The sequence below is a fragment of the Sphingorhabdus sp. 109 genome, from assembly GCF_902506555.1.
Lineage (GTDB): Bacteria > Pseudomonadota > Alphaproteobacteria > Sphingomonadales > Sphingomonadaceae > Parasphingorhabdus.
Window position 1 is genome coordinate 1,322,271 of record NZ_LR732707.1, and the last position, 21,145, is coordinate 1,343,415.

Genomic DNA, 21,145 nt, shown 5'->3' on the forward strand with positions numbered 1-21,145 from the left:
CGCAGGACGAACGGTTTGCTCCGCTTCGCTGCGCCCCTCATCATTCCGTGCCCCGCCCCAGCATCCGTTCCGCCCGGACCAGCGCGCGCTGCGCGTAGCTTTTCAGACGATTGCCGCCCGGATAGCCGCGCGGCGAGGACGGGCTGAGGCCGAGCTTGCGCAGACGGCTGTTGAAGCGGCAGGCGTCGGCGTGGTGGAAGCTCCATTCGCTGCGCCAGGTCAGCGACAGCGAGATCGAGACTTCGTCATCGACCTTGACCCAGTGCGGCCCGAGGATCGGCACATAAATGGCCTCGCCGGGTGTGACCCGGATCGGCTGGCCGCGATCCGCCCATTCCTCGCGCCATGACAGGTTACGCGGGCCGCCATTGAAATATTGCTCGAAAAACGGATCCGGGATCATCTCGGTATCGCCGGCGGGGAAGAAGGTCATCGTTTTGCTGCCGCGCGCCTGGAACAGGATATTATAGTCGGGGTCGAAATGCAGCGGCGTCACCGCGCCCGGCGAGGAAATGAAGATAAACCCCTCGAGCCGCATCATTTTTCCGGTGCGCGGTTCGACCACCGGTTCGATCGTCGCCAGCACGTCCCGCATCAGCTGCGCATAGGCGGGGTCCTGGTCGATGGTCTTGAGCAGCACCCAGGAGCCGGCGCTCTCGATCTGCGCGATCGTCTGGTGGACGTCGAGGCCGGTATAGGGCGTCTCGTCATTGCGGATGCCCAGCGGCAGGTCGGTGGCGGCGTTAAACTCGATCGATTCCGGGCGCAGCCGGCGAGCCAGCGCCGCCAGCGCGTCCAGCTGCAGCAGCGGATGGTCGGCGATCCGGTGCTGCAAATGGCGCGGAGCCAGCGGATAGGCGGTGGCAAGCGCGGCGATAGTCTCGGGCGTGAAAGGCTGGCTGTGCAATATATGATCCTGCTGCTCGTCTGGCCTGTGGCGATAGTGGCTGCTGGTTAAGATAATCCAAATCTTCGGCGGTCCCGCGCCGCGTTTTCCCCGGAATATGCCGCCGGAGCGCCCAGCCGTTTTTTACGAGCGCCAGTCCGAATTTGCGGCGGGAACGATCCGCCGCCTCGTGCATAGATAGACTGTGCAGGCCGCAACGCCTGCCTCCCCCACCGGCCGGACAACCGGCCACAACAGAAGGATGATGACGATGGGCGAACTGGTAGACAAGGTAAAAGGCAATGTGAACGAAGCCGTTGGCAAGGCCAAACAGAAAAGCAATGACCCGGAAACCCGTGCCGAAGGCGCGGCTCAGGAAACCAAGGGCAAGGCCCAGCAAGTCAAGGGCTCTGTCAAGGGCGCTCTGGGCGACAAGGTCTAGATCCGATCCCTCCCTGAACCGGCGCTGCTCGCTCTCCCACTCCCTCCCATGCAGCAGTGCCACCCGGAAAAGCCGTCCCTCGCGGGGCGGCTTTTCTGTGTGGTGGTAAGCTGGTGGAAACGCGGCGCTAGACAAAGATTGAATGCTATGGACTGGTTGGCGGGGCATAAGATGAACGCGAGCTAAGGGCGTTGGTGGAGAAGCTGGTGCTCAGTCTCAAGCACTAGCGACATCAATGGCGTGGAGTTCAAGGAAGCGCTAATCGATATCATAGCACTATCGCATGTTACCGAGAAATTTCCACATCACAGTTAGCGGTCACTCGACATCTTCCACCCCAACCCATCCTCTAAAAAGGAAGGGCTTTAGTGGATCACTCCCCCCGCTGCGCCACGACCTTGATCTCGACCACGCCGTCCGCTTCGTAGAGCGCGCTGATGCCGATTGCGGTCCAGGTGGGGAACGGGGCTTTGACATAAAGATTCTTCACTTCGACCATTTCGTTGATCGAGCTTTGCAGGTCGGTGTGATAGCTGGTCAGGTCGACGACATCATCCCAGCCGACTCCGGCCCGTTCCAGCGTCCGGCCAATCCGGTTGAAGGCGCGGGTGAAGGCGGGTTGGAGGTCGCTTTCGCCGGGCTCTGGCGTGACGATCACGCCGGACAGATAGACCTTGTCGCCGGCGATCACCGCGTCGGCATAGCCAACCGCTGACTGGAAGGCGAGACTCTCCGCATCTTCCGGCATGAAGACGTCTTTGACGTCCTTCGCCTGTAGCGGTGCGGCCATGGCCAGCAGTGGCAGGACCATCAGAAATTTGCGCATATTGTTTCCCCCCTTTGATTGTACCGACTCGCTAGCGAAAAAGGCCAGCCGTTGCAGGGGGGTTATACTGCGCTCTTCGGCTGGCTGTCGTCAAGCGGTGGGGTGCGGGAGTGCGAACCGTCCTGCTGAGCTCGTGTCAGCATGCATCGTGCCCCTGTCACAGGCCTGCGCAACAGGAGAAATGGATCCTGAAACGAGTTCAGGATGACGACGGGGATATGTCAAGATGACGGGGGACAGGTCAGGATGACGGGCAGTTTTATGGCGCGCCCAAGCTAGCCATCCGCCGGCGCATCTATTGCATCTCCGGCTTCATCACCGACCGCCTCCGGTTTGGTGGAACAGCGGCCAAGGGCATCGAAATAGCGCCGGAACGCCTTTCTGTCTCCGGCCAGAAGCTTGCGCAATTGTGATTCGGCCCGATCGGCGGCCTCGCGATAGGCCACTTCGTTCACCCCGTCCTCGCCAAAAAACTGGACGGCGTCGATCGCGTAGGGCAGCCGCAATTCTGCCGGAAAGGCGCGGTGGGCTTCCAATGAAAATGCGCCATCATCCACCGCATCGCCGTGCAGCATCCACAGGCCCGCACAACGGGAAGCGTCCTTCCGGTTGAAGACCATCGGGGCGACCGCTTCTCCGGCGCTAAAGTCGCGGCCGGCAAGGCTCCAGTTTACGTCGGCCATTTGTGCGGCGCAGCCGGCCAGTGCCACGGAGCACAAAACCAGCCCGCATGTCCGGCTGATCACTCCGCCGGCTCGCTCACCTCATCCTCGGGCAAATACAAGCGATCGCCCTTGTCCTTGTAGACCTTGGCCATCTCGCGCATGCCTTCTTCCGCTGCGGCCTTGCTCGCTGCTGCGGTGTCCGCTCCCAGTTTTTCCGAGGCGATAAAGCCTTCGGCGCTCTGGTTCTGCTTGGAGGCGAAGTCGCGGACCTCTTGCGAGATTTTCATGCTGCAGAATTTCGGGCCGCACATCGAGCAGAAATGCGCGGTTTTCGCGCCTTCTGCGGGCAGCGTCTGGTCGTGATATTGCATCGCGGTTTCGGGGTCGAGGCTGAGGTTGAACTGGTCGCGCCAGCGGAACTCGAAGCGGGCTTTGGACAGCGCGTCATCGCGGACCTGCGCGGCCGGATGGCCCTTGGCGAGATCGGCGGCGTGGGCGGCGAGCTTGTAGGTGACAACGCCGACTTTCACGTCATCGCGGTCGGGCAGGCCCAGATGTTCCTTGGGCGTGACATAGCAAAGCATCGCCGTGCCATACCAGCCGATCTGGGCGGCGCCGATGCCGCTGGTGATATGGTCATAGCCGGGCGCGATGTCGGTCGTGAGGGGGCCGAGCGTGTAAAAAGGCGCCTCGCCGCAGACTTCGAGCTGCTTTTCCATATTCTCCTTGATTTTGTGCATCGGCACATGACCGGGGCCTTCGATCATCACCTGCACGTCCGACTTCCAGGCGCGGTGGGTCAGTTCGCCGAGCGTATAAAGCTCGGAAAATTGCGCTTCGTCATTGGCGTCGGCAATTGAGCCGGGGCGCAGACCGTCGCCGAGACTATAGGCAATGTCATAGGCCTTCATGATCTCGGTGATGTCGTCGAAATGTTCGTAGAGGAAGCTTTCCTTGTGATGGGCGAGGCACCATTTCGCCATGATCGAACCGCCGCGCGAAACAATGCCGGTGACGCGCTTCGCCGCCATCGGCACATAAGGCAGACGGACGCCGGCGTGGATCGTGAAATAGTCGACGCCCTGTTCGGCCTGCTCGATCAGCGTATCGCGGAAGATTTCCCAAGTCAGGTCCTCGGCGACGCCGCCGACTTTTTCCAGCGCCTGATAGATGGGCACGGTGCCGATCGGCACGGGGCTGTTGCGGATGATCCATTCGCGGGTGTCGTGAATGTTGCGGCCGGTGGAGAGATCCATGACCGTGTCGGCGCCCCAGCGGATCGACCAGACCATTTTGTCGACTTCCGATGCGACGTCCGAAGCAACCGCGCTGTTGCCGATATTGGCGTTGATCTTGACGAGGAAGTTGCGCCCGATCGCCATCGGTTCGCTTTCCGGGTGGTTGATATTATTGGGAATGATCGCCCTGCCCCGTGCGATCTCGTCGCGAACGAATTCCGGCGTGACATAGTCAGGGATCGCCGCGCCAAAGCTCTCGCCATCGCGCTTATATTCCTTCAATCGCTCGCGCCCGAGATTTTCGCGCTCGGCGACATATTCCATTTCGGGAGTGATGATGCCCTGACGCGCATAATGCATCTGGGAAACGTTCGCGCCCGGTTTGGCGCGCAGCACCTTGCGGCGGACATTGGGGAATGGCGCGACGCCGCCCGAGCGATCGGGGCCGAGCTGGCCATTGTCTTCCGGCTTGACCTCGCGCTGGGTCACTTCCTCGACATCGCCGCGCGCGCGGATCCACGGGGACCGCAATTCGTCGAGGCCGGTCTGGATATCGATCAGCGCCTCGGGATCAGTATAGGGGCCGGACGTGTCATAGACCCGCACCGGCGCCTCGCCGCCTTCCAGATGGATTTCGCGCATCGCAACGCGGATGCCGCTGCCGCTATGGGCCGCAACATGGACTTTTTTCGAGCCACTGATCGGGCCGGTGGTTACGCCAATTTCGGTCTTTGCTGGAAGATCAGCCATAGATATTGCTTTCTTTTTCGGGTTAAACTTGGAGCCGGACGAAGCCGGCGAAGGCGGCCGCGAGGCCGAATATGATGGCGAGCATCGCCCAGGCGCGTCCGCCCTTGCCCATCAGGCGAGCGGCAAAGCCCATGAACCAGTCGCCGACCGCCATGATCAGCATGCCTTCGACCAATATCCAGCCGCCGATCACGGTGATCAGGATCGATAGCCAGTCACTTGGATCAAAAGGATTGACCAGATAGATGGTCGCGCCGAGAATCAGGGTGATGAAGCCGGTCAGAAATTGCAGCGCGCTGCTCGCCTGCACTTCGCGCACCATTCGTCCCCAGAAGCCGGGGTTGCGAAATTCGCCGACGCCGGCGGCGAGACCGTAAAGACCAAAAAACAGGGTGATCCAACCGGTAATATTGCCTGCACTGCCCATCGCGTCTCTCCTTCTGTCCTGAGGGAGAAAGAGCGTATCCGGGATGCCCAAATAACCGCTCCCTCCCTACGCCGGTAAGCCCGCACGAGCGGGGCCGGATCAGGTTCTGCGGGTCGGGCGACGTTACGCGCCCCTCTCAGTCAAACGACTCCCCGGGGAATGGACCCAGTTTAGGCAGTATAATCGCGTCTGTCGAGAGCCACTGTCACTTTGGCAAGACAGGAAAATGATGATCGAATTACATTGACCGAATCCTGAATATTCTATCCAATAACCGATCAATACTATAATTTTTTCAGGGAGCAGGATGGTGATCGACTTTTGGCTGGCAGACGAAAACATCGTTTTCGCAGCAGCCCTGGTTCTGATGGTCGCGCTTGGTATCTTGCAACTGATCGGCTTTGGCGGGTTCGACAGCGACTTCGACATGGATGCCGATGTCGATGGCACCGGGGTCGCGGGCGGACTGCTCTCGTTCCTTGGATGGGGACGATTGCCGTTCATGATCCTGCTGGTGCTGTTCCTGATGCTTTTCGGTCTGACCGGATATGCCGGGCAACAGTTCATCCAGTCCCTCACCGGCGGCCTGTTGCCGCCGCTTCTGGCCGGGCTCGGCGCGCTGCTTGTGGCGCTGCCACTGACCGGCCTGCTGTCTAGACCTCTGGCCAGGATCATTCCCGGGGACGAGACGTCCGCGGTATCAATCGATGATCTTACCGGACGCCGCGCCATCATCGACATCGGCACCGCAAAGCCCGGCTATCCGGCCCGCGCCAAGGTCAGGGACCGCCACGGTCACGGCCATGTGCTGATGGTGGAACCGGACAATGAGGATGGAATATTCCTCGCCGGGGAAGAAATACTGCTGGTGCGGCGCGAGGGCGATATTTTCAAAGCCGTAGCCGTGGGTACCCATTGGCTGAACGAAAATTGACAGACCGGACGGCATCCAGCCGGGCCGGACAGCAGATGAAGAAGACGCCATGCCGGATCAACGAGCATCGTCGAAAGAAAGAGAGAATATATGCTTGAAAATGTAAGCCAGATCGCAATTTATGCTGGCACTCCCTTGGTCGGTTTGCTCATCTTTGCGCTGATCCTCACCCGCCTGTACAAGCGCGCGTCGAAGGAAATCGCTTTCGTCCGGACCGGTTTCGGCGGCGAGAAAGTGGTAATGAACGGCGGCGCCATGGTGTTCCCGGTCTTCCATGAAACCATGCCGGTGAACATGAACACCGTGCGGCTGGCGGTCGAGCGCAACAATGTCGACGCGCTGATCACGCTGGATCGCCTGCGGATCGATGTGAAGGCGGAGTTTTACGTACGCGTCCGTCAGGATGCCCAGTCGCTGGCAATGGCGGCCCAGACTCTCGGCCTGCGGACGATGCAGCCGGAGATGCTGAAGGACCTGGTCGAGGGCAAGTTCGTCGACGCGCTTCGTTCGGTTGCTGCGGGCATGACGATGAACGAATTGCACGAACAGCGCGCCGATTTCGTTCAAAAGGTGCAACAGGCCTCGTCTAGCGATCTGGCGATGAACGGCCTGGAACTGGAATCGGTATCGCTCACCGGGCTGGACCAGACCAGCATCGAACATTTCAACGCCAATAACGCCTTTGACGCCGAGGGTCTGACCAAGCTGACCGAGCAGATCGAACTGCGTAAGAAAGCGCGCAACGATATCGAGCAGGATACCCGCGTGCAGATCGAGACGAAGAATCTCCAGGCCGACCAGCGCTCTTTCGAAATCAGCCGGGACAATGAATTTGCCCGGCTCGAGCAGGAGCGCGAGGTCGAGGTTCGCCGGGCCATCCAGGCATCGGAGGTGGCCAAGGAACAGGCTGGTCGCGATCGCGACGCCAAGGACGCGCAGATCAAGGCGAAACAGCAGGTCGACAGCAGCCAGATTGAGGCCGACCGGGCTGTCGAAGAGGCGCGGATCGCCCAGACCCAGGCGATCGAAATCGCCCGTCAGGAGCAGCAGATCGCGATCCAGAACAAGTCGCGCGAGGAAAGCCAGGCCAAGGCGGAAGCCGACGCGGCCCGCGCCAAGGCCGTCGCCGCCGAGGAACAGGTCACCAGCGCACGGGAAACCGAAATCGCCGACCGCGACAAGCGCATCGAACTGATCGAGGCGTCGAAACAGGCCGAGCGTCAGGCCATTGGCGTAAAGGTCCAGGCCGAAGCGGAAAAGGAAGCCGCCGGGAACCGGGCCGCCGCCATGCGCCTCGATGCCGAAGGCGAAGCAGAAGCAGAGAAGCTTCGCGCCGAAGCGGCGCGGGTGCGTTTCGAGGTCGAAGCTGCCGGTCAACGCGCGATCAACGAAGCGGCGAACATATTGTCCTCCGACCAGATCTCGCTGCAGACCAAAATGGCCTTGCTCAAGGTTTTGCCAGAAGTCATCCGGGAATCGGCCAAGCCAATGGAGGCGATCGATTCGATCAAAATCGTCCAGCTCGACGGGATCAACCAGACTGGCAGCGGCGGCAATGGTGTCGCCAGCAAGGGCGGAGCCGGCAATGGAAGCAGCGGCAATCTGGCAACCGATGCGGTTTCTGCCGCCCTCTCCTATCGCGCCCAAGCGCCGGTCATTGATGGCCTGATGAAGGAACTGGGCCTGGACGGATCCTCGCTGGAAAATCTGGTATCGGGGGCGACCAAGGTCACGCAGGAATCCGCTGCTGAGGCTCCAGCCAAAACCGCGCTGGAGGAGAAACCGGCCAAAGCGGCGCTCCGCTCGGACAAAAAGGATGACGGCCCGGCCGCAGCCAAGGCAGCGGCTCCGGAAAGCGATCCTGGAGAAAAACCGGAGGCGGACTGAACAGGCGGCCCGTCAACGGCCGCCCCATTCACGGGTCTGCTAGAAAGTATATCCCACGCCGATGGCGCCGAAAAACTGGTTGGCGCTGCCGCGGATCGAGGTCACCGGAGACCGTTTCGGGTCGCCGAGCATGCGGGAATAGCCGCCGAGAAAAATCATGCTGAAACCGCCGTTGGTGACGTCGCCGTCCAGATCAACCGCGGTCAGCATCGTCGCGCCGACATTTTTCCAGCCGCTGTCTGCGGAGAAGGTCGGCAGGCCACTGGCCGCCGAGCCGGTCGGGGATATGCTGAAATAATAGTCGGCATAATCATCGTCGACATATTCCGCGTTGATCGAAAAGCTGGTGGCGATGCCGCGGCTGAGCGGCGTGAAATAGGTCAGACTGGGGAAGACGACCATGCCGTCATGCGCGCCCGCGACATCCCAGCGCACATCAACCTGCGCCGTCAGCGAGTCATAGGGATTGAGCAAGCGATTGACCTGAACGCCGGCAAACGGTCCGACCTCGACCGCGAAGTCGAGCTTGCCGAGCGATTTGACCACCTCGTCCTCGATGGAATTGTGCCGGTCAAACCGCGCCCGGACCACCGGACCGAAAATGAAATCGACTTTTGCGCCATCGCGATCGGGGATGAAGTCTAGGGCTACGCCCGGTCCCCGCGGCTGAAAATCCACGCCTCCGAAACTGCCCAGCACCACCGGCAGAGGCGATACGGTATAGTCGTCGGATCCTTCATAGCTAGACCCCACCGCCACGCCGATTCCGGCGGTCAGATAGTCACCGTCAAAAACCGTTTCCCCGGCCGGCATCGGTGCCGGCTCCTCCTGTGCGAAAAGCGGAGAAGACAAGCCGAGCCCAAGGGAGAGTGCGACGGCATGGCGGAAGATTTTCGATTGTTTCAAGACTGTTTCCCTGTTGGTTGCGCGCTGGTTTAACGCGCGGACCGCCGAACGGTTCCATCCCGCTATAAAGCCCGAAACCAGAAAGGCATAGCTTTGCTAGGCCGGTTGTCTCTCTGCCATCATCGCCAACAGTCCCAAAAATTGTTCCGGCAGATCATCGAGTGCGAGCTCCTCCCAGAATCCGCTGGCTTCCGACAATTTCTCGAATAAAACACAAAGCTCCGGATCAAGCCAGCTTCCGGTCCGGTTCCGGACCTCGGCCAGCGCGGCTTCCCTCCCATGGGCGCTGTACACATCATCAACAGTCTGCGCCAGAAGGGCAATGCGGGCAGCGATGTGGATATCACGACCGCCAAGTCCAAGCGGCAGACCACCGCTGTCCCAATGTTCACCGACATGCGCGAGGGCGATGGCCACATCTTCTGAACTGTCCGGCTGCCGGGCGAGATCGGATCCGTACACGCGACGATGCGCCCTGCTTCCCGGCCTGTTCCCGCCGCCATGTTCGGCATTCGGAACCTGCGGCGGCTCCCGTCTGTGGACGGGCGCACCGACGCCGGCCACACCCGTCCAGTAATCGTCAAGTTCCTTCAACAGCACTGCGCAACAGACATCACGCAGATTATCACCCTTCATCCCCCTGGCCATTGCTATCTGGATGCCTATCCAGCAGGAGCGAATACTTGGTCCGGCGGACTGTCCCTCGCTGAGATCCAGCGCCAAGAAAAAGGCGTCGACAATCTCCGGCAGGCGGGCCTGTTGCGTCCCATCTTTCTGGTTGAATAGCATATGGCGGGATTGATACATTATACGCGGCTCCTGATCGGTCTCAGGAGAATGCCGCGAGAGTCCTAGGTAACGGTTAATTTCGATCCGATTAAAGGATATATTTCATCTGCACCGCATAATGGGCATCATCGCTGCCGATCGTGAACTGCGCGGACTTGAATTTCGGTGGCCCCATGCCGATCCTAGGGTTGCGGGAAAAGCCGAAACCTTCGCGCGGCAGAAACAGCCGCAGGTCCATTTTCCCATTGGCGTTCTCATCATGAACCAGCGCCACGGCATAAGTTCCCGGCTTCACGTCGGCGATCTGGATGGTCTGGGCCTTGACCGCGGATATCTTGAGTTTGCGGGCCTGCTTATCCTTGCTGCAATCCGGGAAAAATTTCGGATTTGCGCTCAGACATACCAGCACATTGCCCTTGTCGGAACGAAGCCCGGTGATCGCCAGATCGATCGAGGCCGAGATGCCTGGTACCGGACCAGCCGGTGCTTCACTTGCGGACGCGGTCGTTCCGAGCATAAGCGCCGAAACGGCCCCCAATATCGGCAAGCCCGATATCCGTGCCGCAAACCTTGTCCCAAAAGCGAAAGTACAACCCATAATTCCCTCGATATGCTTCGTGATGTTTCTCATGATGGGTCGCGGTGATCAGCCACTGGCCCAATTGCCCGCGAACCATCCAGCGGGGAAACATTTCCCATCCCATATGATTGGATACGCCCATAACCGTCATGGTCAACAATACCAAACCCAAAACGCCGACATGAATCGGGATCGCGATCACCAGAGCCGGAATGACAATCGCCCCGCTGATCGCTTCGACCGGGTGAAAGCTCATCGCGGCCCAGGCGGTCGGCGGCCGGCTGTCGTGGTGGACGGCGTGGGCGATCCGGAACCATTTCGGCCGGTGAAACAACCGGTGGGTCCAGTAAAACCAGGTGTCATGCAAAAAAAGATAGAGAAAAAAGGAAAGCGGCAAATACCACAAGGGGTACATATTAAGGTCGGTATAAATTCGGGTCCAGCCGGCATTTTGCCAGCCCCATGCAACGACACCCGCAGGCACGCCATAAATGGCGGCAGACAGCAGTGACCAGCGAATTTCCCGGCCGATTTGCGGTCTCAGTGTTTCATATTGGCCAGGATGCACCCGCCCGGTCAGCCAGGCAAAAAAGCCGCTGCTGAGCAGATAGCGGCCACCGACGATGATCGTCATGGCAACGGCTGATAGCAGCACGGGAAGCGCATAGTTCATGACACCGGAATATGGCGCGCACCGGCCGGGAGCAAGCGATAATAGATTATCATCACTACCGGCTTTCAGACAGGCTTTCCCCTGCTTCCCCCATCGGCTAAGGCACGGTAATGCCGAAGAAAGCGCCCTCCTCCCTGCAATATGATCTGGCGATTGCCGGCGGTGGACTGGCGGGCGGACTGATTGCGCTTGCTCTGACAAAATTGCGGCCGGAACTGCATATCACCTTGGTCGAGGCGGAGAACCAGTTCGGCGGCAACCATATCTGGTCCTTTTTCGAAAGTGACATCGAGCCGGAGCACCGCTGGCTGCTCGATCCGCTGATCTCTCGCCAATGGGACGGTTATGACGTCCATTTCCCGAAATATAGCCGCCGACTGAACAACGGCTATTTTTCGATCGAATCCGTCAAACTCGACGCCGAATTGCGAAAGCGATTACCACCAGAGGCATTGCTCAGCGGGCAACGGGCCGAGAGCGTGGAAAGCAGCCGGGTTCAGCTGGCAGATGGTACAGAAATCACCGCAAAGGCGGTGCTGGATGTGCGCGGTGGCGGGGATATGTCAGCGCTGGAAACCGGTTGGCAGAAATTCTGCGGCCAGATGCTGAAACTGCGCCGGCCGCACGGACTGGAACGTCCTGTGATCATGGATGCGACAGTCGAGCAAATTGACGGCTACCGGTTCGTCTACTGCCTGCCTTTCAGCGAGACCGAGATTTTTGTCGAGGACACTTATTATGCCGACATGCCCGATCTCGACAGCGCGACTTCCCACGGCCGGATTGCCGACTATGCGGCGCAGCGGGGATGGGAAATCGAAGCGGTGCTCAGCGAGGAGAAGGGTCAGCTTCCCGTCATTTACGGCGGCGATTTCGATGCTTTCTGGCAGGCCAACGGGGCGCTCGACGCGCGCGCCGGGGCGCGGGCGGCGCTGATCCAGCCGATCACCAGCTATTCGCTTCCGATGGCGGTACGGACCGCGATGCTGATTGCCGAAACGCCCGAGATCGACCAGCAGAAGCTGGATGAAATGCTGCGCAATCTTGCCCAAAAACATTGGAAGGACGGCAAATTCTACCGGCTGCTCTGCGCTTTCCTGTTCCTCGGCGCCGATCCGGCAAAACGTTACAAGACTCTGCAACATACCTATGCCAAGGACGAGTCATTGCTTGCCCGTTTCTATTCCGGTAAATCCACCCGAATGGACAAGCTCAGCCTGCTGACCGGCAAACCACCGATCCCCGTGTCCCGCGCCATCCCGCTTTTGTTGAAATATAGATGAGTATGATTGTCCGATGAGTGATTTCGCCAAATCGCAGAATGAACTGTTCAAGAAAGCCGCCGTTATCGGCTCCGGTTTCGGCGGCCTGGCGCTTGCCATCCGGCTGCAGTCGGCCGGTATCCAGACGACCATATTGGAAGGTCGCGACAAGCCGGGCGGGCGCGCTTATTATTGGGAAAAGGAAGGCTTTATCTTTGACGGCGGACCGACCGTCATCACCGATCCCGACTGTCTTTCCCAGCTATGGGATCTGACTGGACATGACATGGCGAAGGATATCGAACTGATGCCGGTATCGCCATTCTACCGTCTCAACTGGCCCGACGGCACGAATTTCGACTATGTCAACGATCCGGAGGAGCTCTACGCCAATATCGCGGCGATCGAACCCGACGATGTCGAAGGGTATAAGAAATTCCTCGAATATAGCGGCGGGCTCTACGAAGAAGGCTATGTCAAGCTGGGCACCAAGGCGTTTCTCGATTTCAAGTCGATGATCAAGGCGGCCCCTGCACTGATGAAATATCAGGCCTATCGTTCGGTCTATGCCAAGGTTTCCGGCTTTGTCAAAAACGAAAAACTGCGGGAATTCCTCTCGTTCCAGACCCTGCTCGTCGGCGGCAATCCGATGAAGACCAGCGCGATATATGGCCTCATCCACAAGCTGGAACGGCTAGGAGGAGTCTGGTTCGCCAAGGGCGGGACCAACATGCTGGTTGCCGCAATGGTCAAGCATTTTGAACGGATCGGCGGGGTGATCCGGCTTGATGATCCGGTGACCAGCATTGATACGATCGGTGATCGCGTGTCCGGTATCACCTGCAAATCGGGCTGGAGCGAACGCTTTGATGCAGTCGCCTCCAATGCCGACGTCATGCACAGCTATCGCGATCTGCTGACGCACAAGCATCGCAGCGCGACCGTCACCGGCAAGCTGAAACGAAAGACTTATTCACCCTCCCTGTTCGTCGTCCATTTCGGCATGAAGGGCAGCTGGCCGGGCATTCCGCACCATATGATCCTGTTTGGCCCCCGCTATAAAGGGCTGCTCGAGGATATTTACGACAATGGGGTGCTGCCCAGCGACTTTTCGCTTTATCTCCACCATCCGACGGTCACCGACCCGGAAATGGCCCCCGAAGGGCATAGCACATTTTACGTGCTGGCGCCGGTCCCGCATCAGGGCAAGCTGCCGATCGACTGGGAGGAAATGGGCCCGATCTACGAGAAGCGCATTCTCGATGAAATCGGCCACCGCCTGATCCCCGATATCCACGACCGGATCGTCACAAGTTTTCATTACACCCCGCAGGATTTCGGCAGTGATCTCAACGCCCATCTCGGCAGCGCGTTCAGCCTGGAGCCGCTGCTCACCCAGAGCGCCTGGTTCCGGATGCACAATCGCGACGATATCATCAACAACCTCTATTTCGTGGGCGCCGGCACCCATCCCGGAGCGGGGATCCCCGGCGTGGTGGGCAGCGCCAAGGCAACCGCGGAACTGATGCTGGAAGATCTCGGATAGCCACGATGAACCGCAAGAATCTTGTCCTCCACGCCAGAAACAGTATCGAACGCGGATCAAAATCCTTTGCCCGGGCCTCGAAGCTCTTTTCGAAACAGACCCGCGAACGAGCGTGGTTGCTCTATCACTGGTGCCGCGCCTGCGACGATCTGGCCGATGGCCAGGATCATGGCCACGGCATGTCGACCGTAGCGCATCCGGGAAAAACCATCGCCGCGATGCGGATGATGACGGCACGTGCGCATGGCGGCGAGCAAACCGGCAATCCGCCTTTCGACGCGTTTGGTGTGGTCGCGCAGGAATGTCATATTCCCAAATATCTTGCCGATGACATGATCGACGGCTTCGCGCTGGATGCACGAGACTGGCGGCCGGAAACGGAAGAAGACTTATATCAATATTGCTATCATGTCGCCGGTACGGTCGGATGCATGATGGCACTGGTGATGGGCGTCTCGTCACGGGACCAGGAGATACTCGATCGCGCCTGCGATCTGGGCCTTGCTTTTCAGCTTGCCAATATTGCGCGCGACGTGGCCGAAGATGCGCAGGCGGGCCGGTGCTATTTGCCGCAAAAATGGCTTGCGGAATCCGGGGTAGATCCGGACCATTTGCTGCAGCCCGAGAACAGGGATGCACTGGTGCTGCTGGTCAACCGGATCTGCGATCTGGCGGGCGACTATGAAGCCTCTGCGCGGGTTGGTGCAGCCAGCCTGCCCTTCCGGTCGCGCTGGGCGGTGCTGGCCGCGACGGGCATCTATGGCGATATCGCCAGAGCGATCAGAAAAAGCGGCGGCGCTTCGCTCGAGCGCCGGATATATACAAGCAAGGGCAAGAAACTGGGCTCGATATTAAAAGCCCTTGGCCAGGCCCTTTTCAGTGCACCGCAACGGGACCGTCAGGGTCTGTGGACGAGAGCGCGTACCACCCGGCTGGCTTAGCGGCTGGCACCATTTTCGCTGACATATTTGCCGATCCGCTGCACCGCTTCCTGATAAAGATTCTGCGAACAGCACAAGACGCCGAGCGCCTTGCCGTGGGTGCCGTTATAGACCAGCGGCTCGCCCAGCGCATCGGTGACGCTGGCCCCTGCTTCGGTGGCGATGACATGGGCGGCGGCGATATCCCACTCATGGCCCCAGCGCGTCGAAGCAACGACGTCGGCCCGGTCATCTGCGACCATCGCCATGCGCAGCGCGATGCTGTTCGGCTTTGGCACAATGGTGAACTTCATGTCCGGCGGCAGGCTCTCGGCGGGGATGCGGCAACCGTCATATTGGGACCGCAAGCTGGCGACCAGCTTTCGGCCATTGACCTCGGTATGGCTGCCGGCCCTGGCGACCCAGGTTTCCCGCATCGCCGGCGCATCGAGCACTCCGAATATCGGCGCATCGTTCTGGACGAGGGCAATTGATACGCACCAGCCGGTCTTGCCCGCGACATAATCCTTGGTCCCGTCAATCGGATCGACCACCCAGGTCAATTCATCACCGGCCCCGCTATGGTCGATATGGGTTTCCTCGGAAAGCCAACCGGCGGATGGCACCAGCTTTTCCAGCTCTGCGCGCAGGAAGCTGTCAACCGCGAGATCGGCATCGCTAACAATCTGACCGGGGGATTTCTCCCAGATATTGGCTTCTTTCTTGCCCAGCGCCCACTGCCGCATGGCAAGCGCCCCGCCTTCCCTGGCGATCGCGATAACCCGGTCAAAATCTATGTCAGCCAATTGTGTCTCCATCGGGTGCAAGCTTGTCACCAGCCTATCCGGTGCGATAGGCCTGATCCGGGCGTCACGGTACTAGCGCATTTGCTCAGCCGCCGGCCACCGTCATGCTGTCCGTCCGCAAGGTCGGTACATTGGCGGCATAGCGATATGCCAGATCATCCGCCGCTACCAGGCTCTTGAACATGTCCTTCAGATTGCCGGCAATGGTAATTTCCGACACAGGCGGACCGATCTCGCCGTCGCTGATCAGGAAGCCGCCGGCGCCGCGACTATAATCGCCGGTGACCGGATTGACGCCCATGCCGATCAGTTCGGTGATATAGACACCGTGCTTGATATCCTTGATCAATTCCGCCTTGCTGACCGAGCCATTGCCCATATGCAGATTGGTGACACTCACACCCGGTGCGCCGCCGACCCCGCGCGAGGCATGGCCGGTGGGTTGCAGTCCAAGCTGGCGCGCCGACGCGCTTTCCATGATCCACTGGGTCAGCCGGCCACTGTCGATCAGCCTGGTTTTCGCAGTCGGCAATCCCTCGCCGTCAAAGGCCTTGGAGCGGAGACCGCGCTTGCGATGCGGACAGTCGATGATCGACACGGAACTGTCAAACACCTGGCTATCGAGCGCATCGAGCAGGAAACTGGTTTTGCGCGCGATGGCGCTTCCCGAAATAGCACCGATGAAATGACCGAGCAAGCTGTTGCCGACGCGGGGATCGTAAACCACCGGCATCGCCCCCGATTTGAAGCTGACCGGATTCAGTCTTGAAACGGCGCGTTCTCCGGCTTCCCTGCCAATATCCTCGGCCGGGTCGAGATCTTCGAGAAAACGCACGCTGTCATAGGCGTAATCGCGTTCCATGCCATCGCCTTCGCCGGCAATAACGCTGGCGGAGAGACTATAGCCGCTGGTTGAATAGGCACCGGAAAAGCCATGGCTGGTGGCCAGCGCAACAATGCTTCGGCCGGCGCTGGCGCCGCCGCCTTCGCTGTTGGTGACACCCTTTACGGCACGAGCGGCATCCTCCGCTTTCAGCGCCAGTTCGCGCAGAAATTCGGGATCGGGATCCTGCCCGTCATCGCCCTCGATCGCATGGGGTTCGGTTTTCAGCAGCAATTCTTCGGGTGCGAGACCGGCATATTGATCTTCCGGAGCCTCCCTCGCCATGTCGAGCGCACGGCCGACCAGATCGGACAGGGTCTGCGGATCCATGTCGGAGGAGGATACCGTCGCCGACCGCTTGCCGACAAACACCCTGAGACCGATTTCCTCGCCTTCGGACCTTTCGACATCTTCCAGATTGCCGAGACGCATCTGCACCTGCGTTGCGGCATCGCATACATAGATGGCATCCGCCGCATCGGCGCCGGCTTTTTTGGCTTGGGAGATCAGGGCGTCGGCGCGATCCTGCGCTTCTGTAGGTTTTAGCATAAGCTGGACATAGGTATGGCGTCCAGCAAGGTCAACGATCTGGTCGCGAATGCGAAAGAAAGGAAGCCGGTTTTGGAATGCCGGTTTCTAGAATAGCGTCCCGGCGGCCTTGATCAGGGCGCAAAAGACAAATGGCAGACCGAGAGTCAATGACCACAGAAGCAACTGGTCCATCCGGAACTTGGCTGCGATGCTTTGATGGGACAGACCGCTGCTGCTCATGGTCTGCCAGCGTTTTTCAAAATTGCGGCAAAAGGGAATGATAATGGCAACGAGTACGATCAGTCCGAAATAGGGGGCGATCGAAACGCCCTGGGTTTCGATCATACCAAGTACGAAATAGATTTGCATCATCGTATAGACAAGCAACGCCGCAGCGCAATTGTTGCTCATTTTCTTGTCCCAGCGGACGACATCCGGATTTCCGTGATGGTGCCCCGGATGCTTGCTTGCCGAATTTCGAGACGCTGCTGCGACCATTTCTATTCCCCTCAGAATAACATCTCCGATGATTGCCGGACGTTTTCCCCGTGCAACATCCTGTTCCCCATGCAAATTTCTGATATTACTATAACCCAATTATCAGAAAAGCCAAATAGTCCGTTTTTCCGGCATTATATGTCGGAAAATTACGCTTCTGCTTGCCATAAATTACGACTTCGGACAGAATCAGTTTTTAAAAGCAATGCAAATTTTGGGAGCCCTGCCATGACCGTTTCACTTTCCGACCCGCTGACACTTCCCTGTGGCGCCGCCCTGCCCAACAGGATCGCCAAGGCCGCGATGACCGAAGGCATGGCCACGCCGGACGGGGCGCCGACAAGGACACTGGAGCGGTTGTACGGATTATGGTCCGACGGTGGCGCGGGCATGTTGCTCAGCGGCAATATCCAGATTGACCGCGACCATCTGGAACGGCCGGGGAATGTTGTCATCGACCGGCCGGCGGATGACGCCATGATGGCAGCGCTCGCCAGCTGGGCCCAGGCGGCAACGCGCAACGGCAATCATTTCTGGGCACAGATCAGCCACGCCGGGAGACAAACACAAAGCAATGTCAACCAACATCCCAAGGCGCCATCGGCGGTCAAGCTCGGCCTGCCCGGAGGCCAGTTCGGCGAACCGGTAGCGCTGACCATCGACGAGATTGAAGATCTCGTCGCCCGCTTCGCCCAGGCTGCCAAAACCTGTCAGACAGCCGGCTTTACCGGCGCGCAGATCCACGCCGCCCACGGTTACCTGCTGAGCAGCTTTCTCAGCCCGCGATCCAACCAGCGCACTGACAACTATGGCGGCAGCCTTGAAAACCGGGCGCGTTTTCTGCTCGCGGTCGTGGCGAGGACCCGCGCAGCCGTCGGTCCCGAATTCCCGATTTCGGTCAAGCTGAACAGCGCCGATTTCCAGAAGGGCGGGTTCAACTTCGAGGACAGCCTGCAGGTCGTCCGCTGGCTGGAGGACGCCAGTGTCGATCTGGTGGAAATCTCCGGTGGCACTTATGAACAGCCGGCGCTGATGGGGTCTGACGGAATCGAGGAAAAAGAGGAGCAGAATCTCGCACCGTCGACCAAGGCTCGCGAGGCCTATTTTGTCGATTTCGCCAAGGCAATGCAGGATGCGGTCAAGGTGCCGCTGATGGTGACCGGCGGGTTCCGGACCCGGAAAGCGATGGAATCCGCGCTTGCCGACGGTGCTGCCGACCTGATCGGACTGGGCCGCCCGATGTGCGTGATAACCGATGCGCCGAAGCAATTGCTGGAAGGATTGGAAGCATTGCCACGGTTCGAGGACAGGCTTCACCTGCTTCCCGACTGGCTGGGCTTTCTGATGCGTTTCCAGACGGTCAAGGCCGTTGCCAGTTTCGCGGTCATTTTCTGGTTCTATGAACAGCTCGAAAATCTGGGAAAAAGCGGCAAAACCGACGCAAAACTTGGCGTTTTCAAGGCATTTCTGGCGGTAGAGAAACGAAACAAGCGCATTTTGGCCATGCGCAGCCCGGACTGATCCGGGACTGCGCCAGGCTTCTGGAGATTGACCCCGCCAAGGCCCCGCACCCTAGATATTGGTGCTCGTGGGAATCTGGCTCGGTTGCAGATAGACATAGGGATGCATCCGGCGCTGGTTGCGCGCGACGATCCGCGACTCCACCGCGCGTAGCCCGGCCTGGAAACGTGCCAGTGGCCCTTCATCACCGGTGATCGCCGGATCCTGGAACCATGGCTTGTAGGGAAAACGGTTGGTGCGATAATCGCCGAGCGGTCGGTAATAGACCGAACCCAGCAGTTCCAGCGATGACAATTGCAGCAATCCCAGAGACATGGGCGGCATATATTCGAGCCATTCTTCCTTGTTGTGATTCTGCTGCTCGGTCGGCGCGGCGGTCCAGCCGGCGCCGGTCACCGCTGGCGCAAAGGTCATCAGCGTGCGCTGCGGGAAATTGACCGCGGCATGCTGGGCGCTGGCGGTGAAGATGATCATCGTGCAAACGTCGATCAGCTGGGCCCGGGAGGTGATCGGCCGGAAACCGACGATATGGCCCTCCGAAGCGATGGAAGAGGCCCAAAGAGCCAGTTCGCTGTCAGCGGTCACCGCCTCGTCATCGCTGTAATAGATGTTGATATATTGCGAGGCCCAGTCGTGGATAGCATCCCAGACCAGCAAGGCATCATCGCGATAGGGATAGTCCGGCAGGATCGCCGGATCCGCGACCTTGCGCGCAGCAAAATCGACCGGCGTCATCTTCCGGTAGAAGTCAAAAGACAGGCGCGCCTGGACGGCGGCCAACTGGCTGGACTCGATCGTCCCGCCGAAGAAATCGTCGATCGGACCGCCCTTGTTGATCAATGTTTCGACCGCCAGATTGTTGATGAACAATGTGCCTTCGAAATGCGGCACCAGCAACGACCAGAGCGGATGCACTTCGGCGAGATTGCGGCGGGTCGCCACGGCAATCGCCTCGCTCACCAGATGGGTGCCGGCCAGATGGACGAACAGTTCGTGATAGTTGCAGTCGGCGACCTGGACGACAAATTTCGCCATTTCCCAGCCCCATTTTTCCGACGCGGCATCCGAGGGTGTCATCACCGGATACTGGCTGTTGTCCTGACCGCACTGGATCGCGACCGCCTTCAGCGACGATCCGCCCGGCGGCACGGCAAACAGCGCCATCGGCCGGTAGACATATTTTGCGTGACCTTTCCAGACCCCGGCAACAAGCACTTCCAGATCGGTGTAATCGCAGAGAAAAACCCGTCCTTCGGCAAGCGCCTTGCTCAGGCTGTCATCCCCCATGACCGCCGCATATTGAGCGGCTGTTACCGGGAAATTGTCGGGCATCCGGTCGATCCCCTGCAGCAGCATCGGATTGGGGCCGGCAACCCGCAAGCGGGCAAATTGGTCGTCATCCTGGAATGTATAGGCGATACCGGGGACCGGCAGCGTCTGGTACAGATCGCGATAGGCCTCGATCGAACGGCTATGCGCGACCTCTTCGGCCTTCAGCACATCGATAATCACGGTGAGAATGTCGCGCAGGGCGCTGTCATGCGATTTCAGTTCCTCGATGTCCGCGCCCTGTTCCGCTTCCTCGATGCTGCTTTCGAGGCCCGGACCAGCTTTGGCCACGCGGTGTTTTTCACGCAGGGCTTCTACCTTCGACCTGATCTCGCCGGCATCGGCCAGCGCGTCGTCAATGACTGTCTTCGCCGCGTCGTCGAGACCGGAATAGATCGGTTTCAGCAGCACCGCCTTGACGTTCTCGAGTATGGCGATGCTGACTTCGAGCACCTTGAACCACCATTCGATCGACGGCTGGTCGTCGGGCGGAACATGCGTGGCCAGGGGCACGCCAGGCAGGCTGGCGATATCGGTCGTCCACTGATATTGCGTCGATGTCGCATTGATCTGTGCCCGGCGCTGCGCGCGCTGCTCCGGCGTGTCATTCTGTGGCAGGCTGGGATCGCTTGGGCCGCGTTTGACCGGCCCTCCCGAGACAGTGTGACTGGCGATAATCGAGCTGGCATTTTCAAAGGACATGATGACCTCCCCCGTTGGATTTGAGACCGGCTCATGCTAAATATTTCTGGTTAATTTGCCGTAAACAGGCATTTTACATTTCCCCTGCAGACCCTTCAAAAGCTGGGGTTCAGCACAATTTACCAGGCTTAACGCGACGTTTAC

The 21,145-nt window shown here is 59.5% G+C and carries 20 protein-coding genes and 1 riboswitch; of the genes, 7 read left to right on the top strand and 13 right to left on the bottom strand.

What is annotated here, in order from left to right; translation table 11 throughout:
- Nucleotides 1-40: 40 nt before the first annotated feature.
- A complete protein-coding gene (locus tag BOSE62_RS06340) occupies nucleotides 41-907 on the bottom strand; it encodes a transcriptional regulator (protein WP_159643389.1) in 867 nt (288 codons plus the stop codon).
- A gap of 250 nt (nucleotides 908-1,157) precedes the next feature.
- Here BOSE62_RS06340 and BOSE62_RS06345 point away from each other — a divergent pair, with 250 nt between their 5' ends.
- Entirely contained in the window at nucleotides 1,158-1,328 is a 171-nt protein-coding gene (locus BOSE62_RS06345) for a CsbD family protein (protein ID WP_159643391.1), read from the top strand.
- A 373-nt stretch (nucleotides 1,329-1,701) separates the two neighbouring features.
- On the opposite strand, the gene BOSE62_RS06350 is transcribed toward BOSE62_RS06345, so the two are convergent.
- From BOSE62_RS06350 to BOSE62_RS06365, 4 genes are all read right to left on the bottom strand, one after another.
- On the bottom strand, nucleotides 1,702-2,154 hold the full coding sequence (locus BOSE62_RS06350) for a Rid family hydrolase (RefSeq protein ID WP_159643392.1): 453 nt from the start codon (nucleotides 2,152-2,154) through the stop codon (nucleotides 1,702-1,704).
- 275 nt (nucleotides 2,155-2,429) lie between these two features.
- On the bottom strand, nucleotides 2,430-2,900 hold the full coding sequence (locus BOSE62_RS06355; protein ID WP_159643394.1) for a hypothetical protein: 471 nt from the start codon (nucleotides 2,898-2,900) through the stop codon (nucleotides 2,430-2,432).
- The gene (gene thiC / locus BOSE62_RS06360; RefSeq protein ID WP_159643396.1) at nucleotides 2,897-4,807 is read right to left on the bottom strand and encodes a phosphomethylpyrimidine synthase ThiC; all 1,911 of its coding nucleotides are present in this window, start codon (nucleotides 4,805-4,807) and stop codon (nucleotides 2,897-2,899) included. The genes BOSE62_RS06355 and thiC overlap by 4 nt, the downstream gene beginning before the upstream one ends.
- 22 nt (nucleotides 4,808-4,829) lie before the next feature.
- Complete coding sequence (locus BOSE62_RS06365; RefSeq protein ID WP_159643398.1) at nucleotides 4,830-5,234, bottom strand: hypothetical protein; 405 nt, start codon at nucleotides 5,232-5,234, stop codon at nucleotides 4,830-4,832.
- Nucleotides 5,235-5,280: 46 nt separating this feature from the next.
- Nucleotides 5,281-5,399: riboswitch (TPP riboswitch) on the bottom strand.
- A 142-nt stretch (nucleotides 5,400-5,541) separates the two neighbouring features.
- On the opposite strand from BOSE62_RS06365, the gene BOSE62_RS06370 reads away from it, so the two are divergent.
- Nucleotides 5,542-6,168, top strand: coding sequence for a YqiJ family protein (locus tag BOSE62_RS06370; RefSeq protein ID WP_159643400.1), 627 nt, complete (start codon nucleotides 5,542-5,544; stop codon nucleotides 6,166-6,168).
- Nucleotides 6,169-6,258: 90 nt separating this feature from the next.
- Nucleotides 6,259-8,055: a flotillin family protein gene (locus BOSE62_RS06375; RefSeq protein WP_159643402.1), complete on the top strand. Its 1,797-nt coding sequence runs from the start codon at nucleotides 6,259-6,261 to the stop codon at nucleotides 8,053-8,055.
- A gap of 39 nt (nucleotides 8,056-8,094) precedes the next feature.
- Here the strand turns inward: BOSE62_RS06375 and BOSE62_RS06380 are convergent, their stop codons facing one another.
- From BOSE62_RS06380 to BOSE62_RS06395, 4 genes are all read right to left on the bottom strand, one after another.
- Nucleotides 8,095-8,961 carry a MipA/OmpV family protein gene (locus BOSE62_RS06380; RefSeq protein ID WP_236553878.1) on the bottom strand — a complete coding sequence of 289 codons (867 nt, stop codon included), beginning with the start codon at nucleotides 8,959-8,961 and terminating at the stop codon, nucleotides 8,095-8,097.
- Nucleotides 8,962-9,057: 96 nt separating this feature from the next.
- Nucleotides 9,058-9,768, bottom strand: a complete 711-nt coding sequence (locus BOSE62_RS06385; protein ID WP_159643404.1) for an HD domain-containing phosphohydrolase — start codon at nucleotides 9,766-9,768, stop codon at nucleotides 9,058-9,060.
- Between the two features lie 70 nt (nucleotides 9,769-9,838).
- On the bottom strand, nucleotides 9,839-10,267 hold the full coding sequence (locus BOSE62_RS06390; RefSeq protein ID WP_159643406.1) for a DUF2141 domain-containing protein: 429 nt from the start codon (nucleotides 10,265-10,267) through the stop codon (nucleotides 9,839-9,841).
- A complete protein-coding gene (locus BOSE62_RS06395) occupies nucleotides 10,239-11,003 on the bottom strand; it encodes a sterol desaturase family protein (protein WP_159643408.1) in 765 nt (254 codons plus the stop codon). The genes BOSE62_RS06390 and BOSE62_RS06395 overlap by 29 nt, the downstream gene beginning before the upstream one ends.
- A 110-nt stretch (nucleotides 11,004-11,113) precedes the next feature.
- Here BOSE62_RS06395 and crtY point away from each other — a divergent pair, with 110 nt between their 5' ends.
- Genes crtY through BOSE62_RS06410 form a run of 3 tightly spaced genes read left to right on the top strand, consistent with a single transcriptional unit; the run spans nucleotide 11,114 to nucleotide 14,752 of the window.
- The gene (gene crtY / locus BOSE62_RS06400; protein WP_159643410.1) at nucleotides 11,114-12,286 is read left to right on the top strand and encodes a lycopene beta-cyclase CrtY; all 1,173 of its coding nucleotides are present in this window, start codon (nucleotides 11,114-11,116) and stop codon (nucleotides 12,284-12,286) included.
- A 13-nt stretch (nucleotides 12,287-12,299) separates the two neighbouring features.
- Nucleotides 12,300-13,811: a phytoene desaturase gene (locus tag BOSE62_RS06405; RefSeq protein ID WP_159643412.1), complete on the top strand. Its 1,512-nt coding sequence runs from the start codon at nucleotides 12,300-12,302 to the stop codon at nucleotides 13,809-13,811.
- A gap of 5 nt (nucleotides 13,812-13,816) precedes the next feature.
- Nucleotides 13,817-14,752 carry a phytoene/squalene synthase family protein gene (locus BOSE62_RS06410; protein WP_159643414.1) on the top strand — a complete coding sequence of 312 codons (936 nt, stop codon included), beginning with the start codon at nucleotides 13,817-13,819 and terminating at the stop codon, nucleotides 14,750-14,752.
- On the opposite strand, the gene BOSE62_RS06415 is transcribed toward BOSE62_RS06410, so the two are convergent.
- The 3 genes from BOSE62_RS06415 to BOSE62_RS06425 all read right to left on the bottom strand — a co-directional run bounded on the left by BOSE62_RS06415 (nucleotide 14,749) and on the right by BOSE62_RS06425 (nucleotide 17,449).
- Nucleotides 14,749-15,537 carry an inositol monophosphatase family protein gene (locus BOSE62_RS06415; protein ID WP_236553880.1) on the bottom strand — a complete coding sequence of 263 codons (789 nt, stop codon included), beginning with the start codon at nucleotides 15,535-15,537 and terminating at the stop codon, nucleotides 14,749-14,751. The genes BOSE62_RS06410 and BOSE62_RS06415 overlap by 4 nt on opposite strands.
- An 85-nt stretch (nucleotides 15,538-15,622) precedes the next feature.
- Nucleotides 15,623-16,969: a TldD/PmbA family protein gene (locus BOSE62_RS06420; RefSeq protein ID WP_159643416.1), complete on the bottom strand. Its 1,347-nt coding sequence runs from the start codon at nucleotides 16,967-16,969 to the stop codon at nucleotides 15,623-15,625.
- An 87-nt stretch (nucleotides 16,970-17,056) separates the two neighbouring features.
- Complete coding sequence (locus BOSE62_RS06425) at nucleotides 17,057-17,449, bottom strand: hypothetical protein (RefSeq protein ID WP_159643418.1); 393 nt, start codon at nucleotides 17,447-17,449, stop codon at nucleotides 17,057-17,059.
- A 228-nt stretch (nucleotides 17,450-17,677) separates the two neighbouring features.
- Between BOSE62_RS06425 and BOSE62_RS06430 the strand changes: the two genes are divergently transcribed.
- Nucleotides 17,678-18,970: an NADH:flavin oxidoreductase/NADH oxidase family protein gene (locus tag BOSE62_RS06430; protein WP_159643420.1), complete on the top strand. Its 1,293-nt coding sequence runs from the start codon at nucleotides 17,678-17,680 to the stop codon at nucleotides 18,968-18,970.
- A gap of 51 nt (nucleotides 18,971-19,021) precedes the next feature.
- Here the strand turns inward: BOSE62_RS06430 and BOSE62_RS06435 are convergent, their stop codons facing one another.
- Entirely contained in the window at nucleotides 19,022-21,001 is a 1,980-nt protein-coding gene (locus BOSE62_RS06435) for a lipoxygenase family protein (protein ID WP_159643422.1), read from the bottom strand.
- Nucleotides 21,002-21,145 lie beyond the last annotated feature (144 nt).